We start from the raw sequence: 13,811 nt of genomic DNA on the forward strand, positions 1-13,811 counted from the left end.
GGACCCGCTCGGGTGCGTGGCGTCACCCGCTGCCGGCCGTCAACTCGAGGCGCATCCTATGCAGCACGGCCCGTCGATACTGCCTGTCGCGATTCCCTATGAACAACTTTGCATGAGTCTTGATCGGCAAAAGTCTTCATAGGGGTAGAAGAGGCATCGGCGTCAGGATGTCGCCGCAGTAAGGTTCAACCCCATGGACAACATCGATCTCCAGATCCTTCGCCAGGTGCAGAACTGGCGAGCGGCCGGCCACCGCGTGGTGCTCGGCACCATCATCCGCACCTGGGGCTCGGCACCCCGGCCGATCGGCTCGGTGGTCGCCGTGCGCGACGACGGCCAGATCGCCGGCTCGGTCTCCGGCGGCTGCATCGAGGACGACCTGATCGCGCGCGTCCGTGAAGGCGCTTTGCTGGCCGACACCCCCCGCACCGTGCGCTATGGCGTCTCCGGCGACGAGGCCGCGCGCTTTGGCCTGCCATGCGGCGGCACGATCGAGCTGGTGCTCGAACCGGTCTTTCCGCACAGCCAGATCGAGGGACTGCTTGAACGGTTGGCCAGCGGACGCCGGGTGCGCCGCACGCTCGACTTCCTCACCGGCGCCGTCACGCTGACCGAGGCACAGGCGGGCGACACCCTGAGCTTCGACGGCCAGACGCTTGTCAGCACCCACGGCCCGGGCTGGCGTCTGATCGTCATCGGCGCGGGCCAGATGACCCAGTTCCTCGCCGAGATGGGCCGCGCGCTGGACTACCAAGTCTTCATCGTCGACCCGCGCCCCGAATACGCCGACGGCTTCGAGGTGCCCGGCTGCCAACTCGTGCGCGACATGCCCGACGACGCGCTGGTGGCCCTGTCGCTGGATGCGCACTGCGCCGTCATCGCCCTGACCCACGACCCCAAGCTCGATGACCTGGCACTGATGGAAGCGCTGCGTTCGCCCTGTTTCTATGTGGGGGCGATCGGCTCGCGCCTGAACCAGGCCAAGCGCAAGTCGCGGCTGATGGAGCACTTCGGCCTGACCGAGGCCGAACTCGCCCGCCTGCACGGCCCAGTCGGCATCAAGAACGGTGCCCGCACACCGCCAGAAATCGCGGTGGCGATCCTGGCCGAGGTGACCGGCGTGCGTTACGGCTACCGGATCCCGGAGCCGGTGGCGGTCGAAGGTTCGGTCGGTGGCACGGTGAACGGCGCGGAGGCCGGCTGCGTGGTCTGAGGCAGCGGGTGGGCAAGTGTCTCGTGCTGGAGCAATCGAGCTGCTCCAACACCCACACCCCCTGCCGCTGAACCCCGTCGGCTTGTCGCATCGGCGACCCCCTCCGAGCGGGTTAATGCGAACTGGCATGTCAGCCCCGCGCTGGTGAACATGCCAGGGCTCGCAAGGGTCCGTGCCACGACCCTCATACACCCACGCCCAAGATGTCCGCCCTGCTCGCTTCCTCGTTCGTTCTTCCCACCACCCCTCCCCGTCTCTCCGTGCTGGCCGTGCGCGCCGCGCTGGGCCTGCTGGCCGCCAGCAACCTCGGCCTTGCCGGGGCTCAGGAGGCCGACCGCCTCGAACCGGTCGTCATCACCGGCTCGACCCGTGAGCAGAAGCTGGTCGACACGCCCTACGCGATCAATGCCGTCGGCAGCGAGGCGCTGCGCGCCGCCGGCCCGATGGTCAACCTCTCGGAGGCCCTGCAGTCGGTGCCCGGCCTGGTCGTCGCCAACCGCAACAACTACGCCCAGGACCTGCAGATCAGCTCCCGCGGCTTCGGCGCACGCGCCGGCTTCGGCGTGCGTGGCATGCGGCTGTATGCGGACGGCATCCCCGCCACGATGCCCGACGGGCAAGGTCAGGTCGCCCACTTCGACCTCGCCGGCGCGGATCGGGTGGAGGTGCTGCGTGGGCCGTTCTCATCGATCTATGGCAGCTCATCGGGCGGTGTGATCGCCGTCTTCAGCAAGCCGGTGCGCGAGCCGAACATGGAAGTCGCCGCCGACGCGGGCAGCGCCGGTCTGCGACAGCTGCGCGCCAGCGTGGCGACTCCTTTCGGCGACGGTTTCGACCTCTCGGCCAACGTGTCCGATTTCCAGATCGACGGCTTCCGGCCCCAGAGCGATGCCGATCGCCAGCTGGCGACCGTGCGACTGGGCTGGAAGAACGCGACCGACAAGGTCGTCGCCACCTTCAGCCACCAGCGCCAGCGGGCCAGCGACCCGCTCGGGCTCGACGCGGCCCAGTTCAACACCGACCCCGACTCCACCACCGCCAACGCGATCCTCTACAACACGCGCAAGACCATCGAGCAGGACCAGCTCGGCACCAGCTGGCAACACCGATTCGACGATGCCGGTGCGCTGGCGGGCAGCCAGCTCAGCGCCTATGCGGGACAACGGGCCGTCGTGCAGTTCCTCGCCATCACCCCGGGCACCCAGGCCAATCCGCGCCACGGTGGCGGCGTGATCGACTTCGATCGCAGCTACAGCGGCATCGACGGCAGGCTCGACTGGCGCTGGGATCAGGTGGACCTGATCACCGGCATCAACCTGGAGCAACAGTCCGACGACCGCCGCGGCTTCGAGAACTTCACCGGCACCGCACCCAACCAGGTGGTGGGCGTGTTGAGCAACCCACGACGCAACGAGGTCAACAAGGCGCAGTCCCGCGAGGCCTATGCGCAGTCCGCCTGGGACCTGTCCAATGACTGGCAGCTCAGCGGCGGCCTGCGCGGCGGCAAGGTGACGATGAGCGTCGACGACGCCTACCTGAGCAATGGCGACGATTCCGGCGAGCGCAGCTTCAGCTACGTCAACCCGGTCATCGGCCTGCGCTGGAAGACCAGCGACACCATGACGCTGCACGCCAGCGCCGGTCGTGGCTACGAGACCCCGACCCTGGGCGAGCTGGCCTATCCGCCCAACAACACGCTCAATGGCTTCAACACGACGCTGCAGGCGCAAAGCAGCCGCCAGCTGGAGCTGGGTGCCAAATGGCGAGCCGGTCCGCTGGCCCTGGATGCGACCGTGTTTGCGATCCGCACCGCGAACGAGATCGGCGTGTCGTTCAACCAGGGCGGCAGATCCTCGTTCCAGAACGTCGGCCGGACCGAACGCAGCGGTGCCGAACTCTCGGGCGCATGGCGCATCACGCCAGCGCTGCGTTCCATGTTGGCCGTGAGCGTGCTGGACGCCACCTACCTCGACAACTTCGTCACCTGCACCGCCATCCCTTGCAACGCCACCACCGGCACCGACGTCGTGCCGGCCGGCAACCGGATCGCGGGCACCCAACAGCAATCGATCTACGCCGAACTGGCCTGGAAGGCGCCATGGGCCAGCGATGCCGAGACGGCGCTTGAATGGCGCGCAGCGGGCAACACGGCAGCCAATGACCTCAACACGGCCTACGCGGCGGGTTATGGCATCGCCAACGTGCGCTACCGCCAGCGCTTCGCCCTGGATGCAAACGGGGCGGTCGAACTGCTGGCCCGCGTCGACAACCTGGGTGATCGCCGCTATGCCGGCAGCGTCATCGTCAACGACCTGAACGGCCGCTACTACGAGCCCGCCCCCGGCCGCAGCGCCCTGGTCTCCCTGCGCTACCAGCGCAAGTTCTGATCGCCTGAATCCGCATGACCCACCCGCTGCCCCTCGCCCGCCGCCGGTGGCTCGCCGGCGCCCTCTGCCTGTTGGCCACGGCACCGGCCCTCGCGGCCGATGCCTTCGAGGGCGATCCCTACCAGTCCCACCCCTGGTCCGACATGCGCCGCGAGTTTCTCGGCGCGGGCGAGGTGGTCTGGGACGCGCGGGTGCAGGTCAGCGGACCGGCGTTTGCCGAGGACCCGATGAACGTGCCGGTGTCGGTCAGCGTCGACGGGCTGACCGGCATCGAGCGCATCGTCATCCTGGTCGACCGCAACCCCATCCGCAAGGTGCTGGAGTACCAGCCGCTGGCCGCCCTGCCCCGCGTGTCCTTCCGCTTCAAGCTCGAACAGGCCAGCCCCGTGCGGGCAGCGGTGCGCACCGCCGACGGGCGCTGGCATGTCGGCGGCACCTGGGTCGACTCGTCCGGCGGCGGCTGCACCGTCTCGGGCGCCACCCGCAAGGACGGCAGCTGGTCGCGCACGCTGGGCACCGTCAGTTCGCGGGTGTTCGAGCGCAGCGAGGCGGCAGGATCGGCCTCCGGTGCGGCGGACACCATCGCGCTGGACGCCGGCTCGCGCATCCGCGTGCGGGTCATGCACCCGATGGACACCGGCCTGGTGGCCGGCGTGCCGGCCTTCTACCTGAGCAAGCTCACGCTGCGCGACGGCGCTGACCGGGAACTGCTGCGCCTGCAACCCTTTGAGCCGGTCAGCGAGAACCCCGTCTTCTCCTTCGACTTCCCGGTCCGCCCCGCCGGCCCGCTGCGGCTGGTGGGCGTGGACAACAACGGCAACCGCATCGACAGCAGGATCGAATGAGGCCCATCGCCACGCTCCTGTCCGCGGCCGGGCTCGCGGCCGCTCTGGCCGGGCCCGCCGCCATCGCGCTCGCCCAGACGCAGATCCCGCAGGCCCTGCAGGCCTCGCAAGTGGACATCTCGCGCCTGGACTACGGCCTGCGGGCCCGCCGGCTGGCCGATGGCGTTTACGTCATCGAAGGCGCCAACGCCGACTTCAGCCCGGCCAATGGCTGCAACATCATCAACACCGGCTTCATCGAGACCGATGCCGGCGTGGTCGTCGTCAACACCGGCCCCAGCCGGCTCTATGGCGAGCAGCAGCGGGCCCTGATCGAGCGCACCACCGGCAAGGCGGTCGCCCAGGTCATCCACCTGAACCTGCACCCCGACTACTTCCTCGGCAACCAGGCCTACGCGGACGTGCCGCGCCGCGCCACCGAGGCCACCCGCGCCGGCATGGCGCGCGAGGCTGGCGCCTACGAAACCAACCTCTACCGCCTCTGCGGCGACTGGATGAAGGCCACGCAGGCCCTGTTGCCGGCCGCCGGCCCGGCCAGCACGCTGGACGCAGCCGCCGATGCCGGCGTGCTGCGCATCGGTGGGCGCGAGTTGCTGCTGCAGGTGCTGCAGGGCCACACCGATTCCGACCTGGTCCTGATCGACCGCCGCAGCGGCGTCGCCTTCGTTGGCGGCCTGGCCTTCGCCGAGCGCATCCCGACGACCCCGCACGCCCGCATCGACACCTGGCTGGCCAGCCTCACGACCCTGGCCACGACGCTGAAAGCCGCCGACGCCCGCGTCATCGTGCCCAGCCACGGCCCTGTGCGCAGCGACACCTTCGCCCTGTTCCAGACCCGCGACTACCTGCGCTGGCTCGACCAGCGCCTGCGCACCGCCGCTGGCAACGGCCTCGAACTCGCCGAGGTCCTGAAGCTCCCCGTACCCACCCCCTACAAGTCTTGGGCCGCCGTGGAAACCGAGTACCTGCGCAACGTGGTGCATCTGTTTCCGAGGGTGGAGGATGCGGTGTTGAGGGGCGAGACTCGGTAGCTGGTATCCGAGGGTCTTGGACCTGAAGAACATCCTGGCCAGAATCACCCAGGTCTTGACCGAAGCCATGCAAGTCGGCCGCCGCAAAGTGCGTGTGCCTGCCGAGTGGTTGGGGCAGCTGTGAAAAGCCTGTGAGCTTGAACACATGCTGGCGACCTGAGCCCCGCCAGCGAGCGCTGCCTCATCCCGTCGGCAACAAGCCCAAGGGTGCCACCGACGCCTTCGCCTGCTTGAAATGCCACCACGGCAGGGCCTTGGTCAGGGACAGCACCTCGCCGGCGGCGCCGATGGCGGGAGGTTCATAGCCGGGGACCGCCGCCAGGGTCTGTTGCCAATCGGTACTGCCGAGCACGGCGCGCAGCTTGAGGACGGCCGGGTGATCGAGGGCGTCCTTCAGGCCGACGAGGAAGTAGTCCTCGTTCGCCATGGGTACGAAGGCCAGCCCGAAGGACTGAGCGGCGGCCTGGATGCCCATGCCGACGTCCCCCAGACCGCTGGCGATGGCGGCGGCGACGGCAATGTGGCTGTCCTCGGCGGCCAGTTCATGGCGGTTGAGCGCGTCTGCCGGAAGACCGGCGTCCTGCAGCAGGTGGTCGGTCAGCAAGCGGGTGCCAGAGCCGGTCTGGCGCTGGACAAAGCGGGCGCCGGTGCGCACAACGTCGGCGAGCGTGCGCAGCGACAGCGGGTTGCCGGGGGCGACCATCAGGCCCTGTGCGCGACGGCTGAAGCCGATGAGCTTGTGCTGACCGGGCTTGAGCAGGGGCTTGAGGGCCTGGGCGAACAGCTTGGGCGAATCGGGCAAAGGCGGGACGTGGAAACCGGCGATCCGGCACCGCCCTTCAGCCAGCGCACGCAGGGCGTCGACGCTGCCGGCGAAGCGCAGTTCGACGTGCAGACGCTGCTGGCGCGAGGCCAGTTCGCGCAGTGCGGGCAGGGCCAGGTCGTGGCTGGCGTAGATCGTCAGCACATGCTGATCACCATCGCGGGCTTCGGCCAGGGCGCGTTCGAGCTCGACCCTCAGCGCCTCGATGTGCGGCGTCAGACGGGTGCGGGCCCGGGTCTCGGCCCACACCAGGCGTTCGGCAAACGGCGTGAGCCGCGCCGGCTGGCCCTGGGACCAGCTGACGAGCGGTTCGCCGAGCACCTCCTGCCACTGCTTGAGCGAGCCCCAGACGTGGCGGTAGGACAGGCCCAGCGCCTTGGCGGCATGCTGGATCGAGCCGTTCTCGCGCACGGCCCAGAGCAGGTCGAACAAGGGGTTGCGGACCTGCGCGCCTTGTTGGGCACTGGGGTCGAAGCTGTACTGAAGGTGGACGCCGAGGCTCTTCATCGTGGTCGATCAACCGCCGCCGCGGCGGGTGTAGAGGTCGAAGTAGTCCATGAAGCGGGCGCGGTCCTGGGCGTTGCAGGCTTCGAAGGTGAACCGCACCGCCAAGCGCGGCATGCGCAGCAGCGCGATCTGGCGCGGCGGCAGGGTCTCCCAGTCCAGCAGCAGGCGGGCGCCGGGCTGGCTGGCGTCAAGCTGGACCTCGGCCCGACCCGGGCCCAGCGATCGCCAAGGGTGCGGGCCGACCGCACCGGGCAACCAGCCCTGCCATTCGGCTTCCGAACAACCCTGCTCACGGCTGAAGGTGGCGGGCGTCTCGGTGCTTGTCGTGGCGGTGGCAGCCGCCGTGTTGGCATTCGTCATGGCCTCGATTATTCGTCCTGAGCGATGTTCAAGACTGTCGCCAGGGCAACGCCAGCCTGCGTCTATGCTGCTGGCCCCATGACGAACGACGCCCGGATGTGCCGATGAACACGACCGCCCTGCCCCGCATCGCCTTCGATCCGCTGATCGATGCCAGCTTCAAGGGCTACCCGCCAGATGCCCAGCCCTTGCGCGTCTCGCAGGTCGGCGATCAGGGCTGGCATGTGCTGGGCGACGACTTGCCCATGCCGCTGGCGGTGCTGGACCGGGCCGCGCTGGCGCACAACACCGGCTGGTTGCAGACCCTCGTCCGGCGCGAAGGCCTGGGCCTGGCGCCGCATGGCAAGACGACGCTGTCGCCGCAGCTGTTCGCGGCCCAGCTGGCGGCGGGCGCCTGGGGCATCACGGTGTCGCAGGTGCGCCAGATCGACGCGGTGATCGCCTCGGGCGGCCAACGCGTGCTGATCGCCAACCAGGTCGTGCAGCCGGCCGAGTTGCGCCAACTGGCGGGCTTGCTGACACGGCATCCGGGGCTACGTGCGCCCTTTCTGGTCGATGCGGTCGAGCAGGTCGAGATCGTCGAGGCAGTTAAGGCGATTGCGGCTGTCGGCGCGCCGCAAGCCGCTCGGCCTTTCGAGGTGTTGCTGGAGGTCGGCCTGGCCGGTGGTCGCACCGGCTGCCGCACCGTGGCCGAGGCGCTCGAACTGGCGCGACGGGTGCGGGCCAGCCCTGCCGTGCGGCTGGTCGGCATCAGCACCTACGAGGGACTCTGGGGCAGTGGCGACGACAGCAAGGACAGGCCACTGGTGGACGGTCTGGTGCGCGACACCCACGCGCTGGCGCGGGCCTGCGAGGCCGAGGGCTTGTTCGAGGCCGACGAGGTCATCCTGACGGCCGGAGGCTCGGCCCTGTTCGACCTGATCGCGCCGGCCCTGCGCGGGCCCACGGGCGACGAGGCGCTGCAACGGCCTGTTCTCGGCCTGCTGCGCTCGGGCTGCTACGTCACCCACGACGACGGCCACTACCAGCGCCTGGTGCGCCACGCCAACCGGCGGCTGGGCTGCAGCGAGGCAGACGGCCTGCGCGCCGCGCTGACGGTCTGGGCGGTGGTGCAGGCCACGCCGGAGCCGGGCCTGGTGATCCTGGACGCGGGCAAGCGCGACCTGTCCTTCGACATGGGCCTGCCGGTTCCGAAGCAGATGTGCCGACGCGGCGAGCGCGTGGCCGTTGCCACGCCGGCAGCCTGGCAGGTCGTGGCCCTGAACGACCAACATGCGCACCTGCGTCTGCACGATGCCGACCCGGCGCTGGCGCCGCGCATCGGCGACCGCATCGGGCTGGGCATCTCGCACCCTTGCACGACCTTCGACAAGTGGCGCTGGATGCCGGTGGCCGATGGCGACGGGCGCATCGTGGACGCGATCACGACGGGTTTCTGATCGCGCGGCATCATGACCGGATGAGTTCAACGCCCACCGTCTCGCTGTCCGTCCTGGACCTCGCCCCGATCGCCGAAGGCGAAGGCCCCGCCGATGCCTTGCGCCACAGCCTCGAACTGGCGCGCCATGCCGAATCGATCGGCTACCGCCGCTACTGGCTGGCCGAGCATCACAACATGGACGGCCTGGCCTGCTCGGCCACCGCCGTGCTGGTCGGCCACATCGCCGGTGGCACCACGTCGATCCGGGTTGGCTCGGGCGGCGTGATGTTGCCCAACCATGCGCCGCTGGTGATCGCCGAACAGTTCGGCACGCTGGCCACGCTCTACCCCGGTCGCATCGACCTGGGCCTGGGTCGCGCGCCGGGCACCGACCGCGCCACCGCCCGCGCCCTGCGCCGCACGCTGCAGGGCGGCGACGAAGAGAGCTTTCCGCAGGACGTGTTGGAGCTGCAGGGCTACCTCGACCGGCCCGACGAAAACCGCCCGCCCGAGGCCGTGCGTGCCATCCCCGGCATCGGCACGCAGGTGCCGATCTGGTTGCTCGGCTCCAGCCTGTACAGCGCCCAGCTGGCCGCGTATCTGGGCATGCCCTTCGCGTTCGCCTCGCACTTCGCGCCCGATCAGCTGATGCAGGCCCTGCAGGTCTATCGCAGCACGTATCGACCGAGCGAGGCGCATCCGACCTCGCACGCGATGGTCGCGGTCAACGTGGTTGCGGCCGACGACGACGCCTCGGCGGCCTTCCAGTTCACATCCATCCAGCAGCGTTTCCTGGGCATGGTGCGCGGCCGGCGCGGGCCCTTGCCACCGCCGGTCGAGGACATGGACGCACGCTGGAACCCGGCCGAACGCGCCCAAGTCGAGCGCATGCTGGCGGTGTCGGTGGTGGGTGGACCCGACACCGTTCGCGCCGGCCTGCAGGCCCTGGCTGACCGCACCGGCGCCGACGAGCTGATCGTCGCTGGTGCGATGCACGACCATGCGGCGCGGCTGCACTCGTACACCCTCGCGGCGGCTTGCGCGCCGCGAGGGTCGAAGACGCCGTGGACGGCCTGAGCGGCGATGACCTGAGGGGAAGTGCGGCCTCAGCCGCCCGCCACCGGCGGCCAGATCGCCAGCACATCGTCGGGCAGCAACACGCGGGTGGCGCGTTCTGCCGGCGGGATGAAGACACCGTTGATCAACACCAGGTGCACCAGCCTGGGCGGCAGGCGGTGCTGCTCAACCAGGTCGACGACCGTCGTGGTGTCGGGCACGTCCAAGTGGACGACATTGCCGACGCGGCCCTCACTGGGCAGGTAGTCGCCGAGCGTGGCGTAGAGCTTGAAGGTGATGCGCATGGTGCGATGCTGCCGCACGTCGGCAACGTCAGCCACGGACATGGGCACGCGCGGACTGACCCTGCGCGCAGGCGAGGTAGGCGGCCATCAGCTGCGTCGGGTCATCCATCAGGTGTTGCTTCCATTCGCCCAGCTTGACCTGGCCCTCGACCAGACCACGCATCACGCCGACATGCTGGATCCAGCCGATGGCGTTGCAGCCCACCAGCGTGTCACCGCTGAACTGCAAGCTCAGGTGACGGCCGTTGGCCGCATCGGTCAGCTCGACGTGTTCGCCGCCGGGCACGCCGTCCCATTTGCCGAAGCTCGCCGAGATCATGCCCAGCGTGTCCAGCACGTTGATCTGGGTGACGCCCTTGAGCTCCGCTGAAGGCTGACCGATGTGGCTGGCCATGTTGAGCGCAGCCACTCGGGCTTGCTCGGCCGCATTGGGTTGGATGGCGCTGACGATGGTCGTGCCGCTGACCTTGTCGTAGGCCTCAGCGCAGTCGCCCGCCGCGTAGACACCGGGCACATTGGTCTGCATGTGCTCGTCGGTCAGCACACCGACGAGGCAGGTGATGCCCGAGTTCTCGAGAAAACCGATGTTGGGCCGCACGCCGGTGGCGCTGATGACCAGGTCGGCGTCGATCTTCTCGCCGGTCGACAGACGCACGCGCATCGGCGCGGACGGCGATGGAGCGCCCAGGCCGATGGCCTTGGCAACCTTGCCCAGCAGGCCGGGCTCGGTGTCCCGTTCGATGGCTTCGGCACGCGCGCCGGTGTGGACCTTGACGCCCTTGTCTTGGACCCATTGCTTGATCATCGTGCCGGCGGTCGGCCCCATCATGCGGGGCACCATGCGGTCACCCATCTCGACCACCGTCAGCTGCACGCCACGCATGGCCAAGGCTTCCATGATGATGCAGCCGATGAAACCGGCACCGAGTTGCAGAACGCGGGCACCGGGCTGTGCCAGCTTCATGATCTCGCGCGCGTTTTCCAGCGTCCAGCACGGGTGCACGCCAGGGCCCTCGATGCCCGGTATCGGCGGTGTCGCGGGCGATGAGCCGGTGGTGATCAACAGCCGGTCCCAAGCCACGCTGCTGCCGTCCTGCAACTCGACAGTGCGGGCCTGCACATCGACCTTGACGGCACGGCCACGCTTGAGCGTGATGCCCAGCTTGGCGTAGTGGTCTGCGCCATGTCGCAGGTGGGTACCGTCTTCGCCGACCTTGCCGATCAGCAGATAGGGAATGGCCATGCGCGAGTACGGCGCTTCCGGCTCGTCGCCGATGACGACCACCTGGTCGTGCGGCGCATGCTTGCGGAGCGTCTCGGCGGCAATGATGCCGGCCGGTCCGGCACCCAGGATCACGTGGTTCATGGTGGTGGCGATGGTTGGTGGCTCACACGGTGGAGAGCGTGGCGGAACAACAAAAAAGGCGGTCCGAGACCGCCTGGACTTGCACAGGGCCGACGGGCAGTTCGGGCAAGCCCCGAACCGTCCGCCGTTGCCGGCTCAGAGACCCAGACGCGAGCGCGTCTCGGGCTTGAGCTGGCCGTCGTGGTCCCAGCCGCGGATCTCGTAGTACTTGGGCAGCATCTCGGGCAGCTTGTTGACCAGTCCCTTGGCCGGGCCCGTCTTGGCCGGCTCGTTGAGCAGACGCGGGGGCAACGTGTCGTCCTTGCTGGTGAAGCCGGCGCGGTTGTTGAAGTCGCGCTCCATGTTCCAGATGCGTTCGCCGATCTGGTTCAGGTTCTCCAGCGTGAACTCGTCACCGCAGGCCGCCGCGACCTGCGGCTGCACGTCGGCCAGGGTCCAGGCAAAGCTGGTGAAGATGCAGATGCCGGCAGAGTCGAAGGCGGCGGTGGCGTCCTGGAAGGCCATCACCAGTTCCGGCTTGCCGTCGGCCGTCAGCGGGTCGGTCTTGACCGGAATGCCCAGCACTTCCGAGGCCACGGTGTAGCTGCGCAGGTGGCAGGCGCCGCGGTTGGACGTCGCATAGGTCAGGCCCATGCCCTGGATGCCGCGCGAGTCGTAGGCCGGGAATTCCTGGCTCTTGACCGTCATCGACAACTCGGGATGCCCGTACTTGGCGCACAGGCGCCGTGAGCCCTGGCCGATCTCCTTGCCGAAACCCTCGCCGCGGGCGGTGATGTCGACGAAGTGCGCCAGCGCCTGGGCCGAACCGAACTTGGCATCGATGCCCAGCTGCTCGGCCGTCAGCACGCCCATCTCATAGAGCTCCATCACCGCGCCGATGGTGGCGCCAAACGAGATCGGGTCCATGCCCTGCTCGTTGCAGATCACGTTGGCGTACTGCAGCGCCTCAAGGTCATTGACGCCGTTGGCGGCGCCCAGGGCCCAGGCAGCCTCGTACTCCAGACCGCCCGAGGCGCCCCAGTACTGCGGCTTGTTCTCGACCGTGAAGTGACCCTGGTCGATCTTGGAGATCCGGCCGCAGGCGATGGTGCAGCCAAAACAGGCCTGGTTGGTCACCAGCTGCTTCTTGCCGTCGGTCGCACGGGGCGTGGCCATGGCTTCGGCAGAGATGTCCTTGGCGCCCTCGAACTGGATGTCCTTGTGGTTGCGTGTGGGCAGCGCACCCATCTCGTTGATCACGTTCATCAGCACCTGCGTCCCGTAGGTCGGCAGGCCCTGGCCGGTGACGGCGTTGTCGTGAAGGATCTTCTTCTTCTCGAACGTGACGCGCATGAACTCCTTGGGGTTGGCAATGTTGCCCACGCCCTTGGTGCCACGCACGGCCACCGCCTTGAGGTTCTTGCTGCCCATCACCGCCCCCACACCCGAGCGGCCTGCCGCACGGTGAAGGTCGTTGACGACGGCCGCGAACAGGACCTGGTTCTCGCCCGCCAGGCCGATGCTGGAGACGCGCAGCAGCGGGTCCTGGTGCTGGGTCTTGAGGGTCTCCTCAGTGACCCAGACGCTCTTGCCCCACAGGCCGGAGGCGTCGCGCAGTTCGGCCACGTCATCGGCGATGTAGAGATAGACCGGCTTCTCGGAGCGGCCTTCGAAGATGACCATGTCCCAGCCAGCCATCTTCAGCTCGGCGCCCCAATAGCCGCCCGAGTTCGAACAGGCGATGGCGCCGGTCAGAGGACCCTTGGTGACGACCGTGTAGCGGCCGCCGGTGGAGGCCATCGTGCCCGTCAACGGTCCGGTCGACCAGATGATCTTGTTGTCCGCCGACAGCGGATCGACCTTGGGGTCGACTTCCTCGACCAGGTACTTGGATGCCAGTCCGCGCGAACCGAGGTACTGCTTGGCCCAGTCCATCTTCAGCGGCTCGGAGGCCACCGTGCCGGTGCTCAGGTTGACGCGAAGGATTTTTCCTGCCCATGCCATGTGTGTGCTCCTTACGCGGCGGTTTGGTTGCCGAGCTTGTCCGCCCAGGCCTGCATCTTGTTCAGACCGGTCCAGTTGGCATCGATGAAGGTGATCGCGCCAGTGGGGCAGGCTTCGGCACAGGCCGGTTCGCCGCCGCACAGGTCGCACTTTTGGACCTTGCCGGTTTCCTGCACGTAGTTGATCGTGCCGAAGGGGCAGGAGATCGTGCAGACCTTGCAGCCCACACAGGTGCTGTCGTTGACGACCTTGGCGCCAGTGGACTTGTCGACCGTGATGGCCTCGACCGGGCATGCGTGCAGGCACCAGGCCTCGTCGCACTGGGTGCAGGTGTAGGGCACCTTGCGGCCGGTCTCGTGGAAGTCGAACACCTTGATGCGCGACTTCGCGGTGGCAAATACACCGTAGTTCTCGTAAGAACAGGCCATCTCGCACTGGAGACAACCCGTGCACTTGTCCGGGTTGATGTGGAGGCTCTTCTGCATGACGGGGTTCTCCGCAGTCGTTCCGTGGGT

Annotated in this window: 12 protein-coding genes; 6 read left to right on the forward strand and 6 right to left on the reverse strand. The window is 68.4% G+C overall.

The genetic code is table 11. The features are described 5' to 3' along the window. Positions 1 to 193 precede the first annotated feature (193 nt). The 4 genes from EV685_RS06735 to EV685_RS06750 all read left to right on the forward strand — a co-directional run bounded on the left by EV685_RS06735 (position 194) and on the right by EV685_RS06750 (position 5,476). Positions 194 to 1,213 carry an XdhC family protein gene (locus EV685_RS06735; protein ID WP_130481232.1) on the forward strand — a complete coding sequence of 340 codons (1,020 nt, stop codon included), beginning with the start codon at positions 194 to 196 and terminating at the stop codon, positions 1,211 to 1,213. Between the two features lie 260 nt (positions 1,214 to 1,473). Beyond that, positions 1,474 to 3,600 carry a TonB-dependent receptor family protein gene (locus EV685_RS06740; RefSeq protein WP_242615467.1) on the forward strand — a complete coding sequence of 709 codons (2,127 nt, stop codon included), beginning with the start codon at positions 1,474 to 1,476 and terminating at the stop codon, positions 3,598 to 3,600. 14 nt (positions 3,601 to 3,614) lie between these two features. Then, positions 3,615 to 4,445, forward strand: a complete 831-nt coding sequence (locus EV685_RS06745) for a quinoprotein dehydrogenase-associated SoxYZ-like carrier (RefSeq protein ID WP_130481234.1) — start codon at positions 3,615 to 3,617, stop codon at positions 4,443 to 4,445. Beyond that, positions 4,442 to 5,476, forward strand: coding sequence for a quinoprotein relay system zinc metallohydrolase 1 (locus EV685_RS06750; RefSeq protein WP_130481235.1), 1,035 nt, complete (start codon positions 4,442 to 4,444; stop codon positions 5,474 to 5,476). The genes EV685_RS06745 and EV685_RS06750 overlap by 4 nt, the downstream gene beginning before the upstream one ends. A gap of 181 nt (positions 5,477 to 5,657) precedes the next feature. Here the strand turns inward: EV685_RS06750 and EV685_RS06755 are convergent, their stop codons facing one another. After that, positions 5,658 to 6,806 (reverse strand): substrate-binding domain-containing protein, encoded by a 1,149-nt coding sequence (locus EV685_RS06755; protein ID WP_130481236.1) that lies wholly within the window; start codon positions 6,804 to 6,806, stop codon positions 5,658 to 5,660. Positions 6,807 to 6,815: 9 nt separating this feature from the next. Next, complete coding sequence (locus EV685_RS06760; protein ID WP_130481237.1) at positions 6,816 to 7,166, reverse strand: hypothetical protein; 351 nt, start codon at positions 7,164 to 7,166, stop codon at positions 6,816 to 6,818. Positions 7,167 to 7,270: 104 nt separating this feature from the next. Here EV685_RS06760 and EV685_RS06765 point away from each other — a divergent pair, with 104 nt between their 5' ends. Both EV685_RS06765 and EV685_RS06770 read left to right on the forward strand, forming a co-directional pair. After that, a complete protein-coding gene (locus EV685_RS06765) occupies positions 7,271 to 8,605 on the forward strand; it encodes an alanine racemase (protein WP_130481238.1) in 1,335 nt (444 codons plus the stop codon). A gap of 20 nt (positions 8,606 to 8,625) precedes the next feature. Continuing rightward, positions 8,626 to 9,663, forward strand: coding sequence for an LLM class flavin-dependent oxidoreductase (locus tag EV685_RS06770; protein WP_130481239.1), 1,038 nt, complete (start codon positions 8,626 to 8,628; stop codon positions 9,661 to 9,663). Positions 9,664 to 9,692: 29 nt separating this feature from the next. Here the strand turns inward: EV685_RS06770 and thiS are convergent, their stop codons facing one another. The 4 genes from thiS to EV685_RS06790 all read right to left on the reverse strand — a co-directional run bounded on the left by thiS (position 9,693) and on the right by EV685_RS06790 (position 13,781). Further along, positions 9,693 to 9,947 carry a sulfur carrier protein ThiS gene (gene thiS / locus EV685_RS06775; RefSeq protein WP_130481240.1) on the reverse strand — a complete coding sequence of 85 codons (255 nt, stop codon included), beginning with the start codon at positions 9,945 to 9,947 and terminating at the stop codon, positions 9,693 to 9,695. A gap of 28 nt (positions 9,948 to 9,975) precedes the next feature. Next, on the reverse strand, positions 9,976 to 11,313 hold the full coding sequence (locus EV685_RS06780; RefSeq protein WP_130481241.1) for an NAD(P)/FAD-dependent oxidoreductase: 1,338 nt from the start codon (positions 11,311 to 11,313) through the stop codon (positions 9,976 to 9,978). Between the two features lie 135 nt (positions 11,314 to 11,448). Further along, positions 11,449 to 13,296, reverse strand: a complete 1,848-nt coding sequence (locus EV685_RS06785; RefSeq protein ID WP_130481242.1) for an aldehyde ferredoxin oxidoreductase family protein — start codon at positions 13,294 to 13,296, stop codon at positions 11,449 to 11,451. Positions 13,297 to 13,307: 11 nt separating this feature from the next. Then, positions 13,308 to 13,781: a 4Fe-4S dicluster domain-containing protein gene (locus tag EV685_RS06790; RefSeq protein WP_130481243.1), complete on the reverse strand. Its 474-nt coding sequence runs from the start codon at positions 13,779 to 13,781 to the stop codon at positions 13,308 to 13,310. Positions 13,782 to 13,811: the final 30 nt, after the last annotated feature.

Origin of the sequence: Sphaerotilus mobilis (genome assembly GCF_004216565.1) — a bacterium.
Lineage (GTDB): Bacteria > Pseudomonadota > Gammaproteobacteria > Burkholderiales > Burkholderiaceae_C > Sphaerotilus > Sphaerotilus mobilis.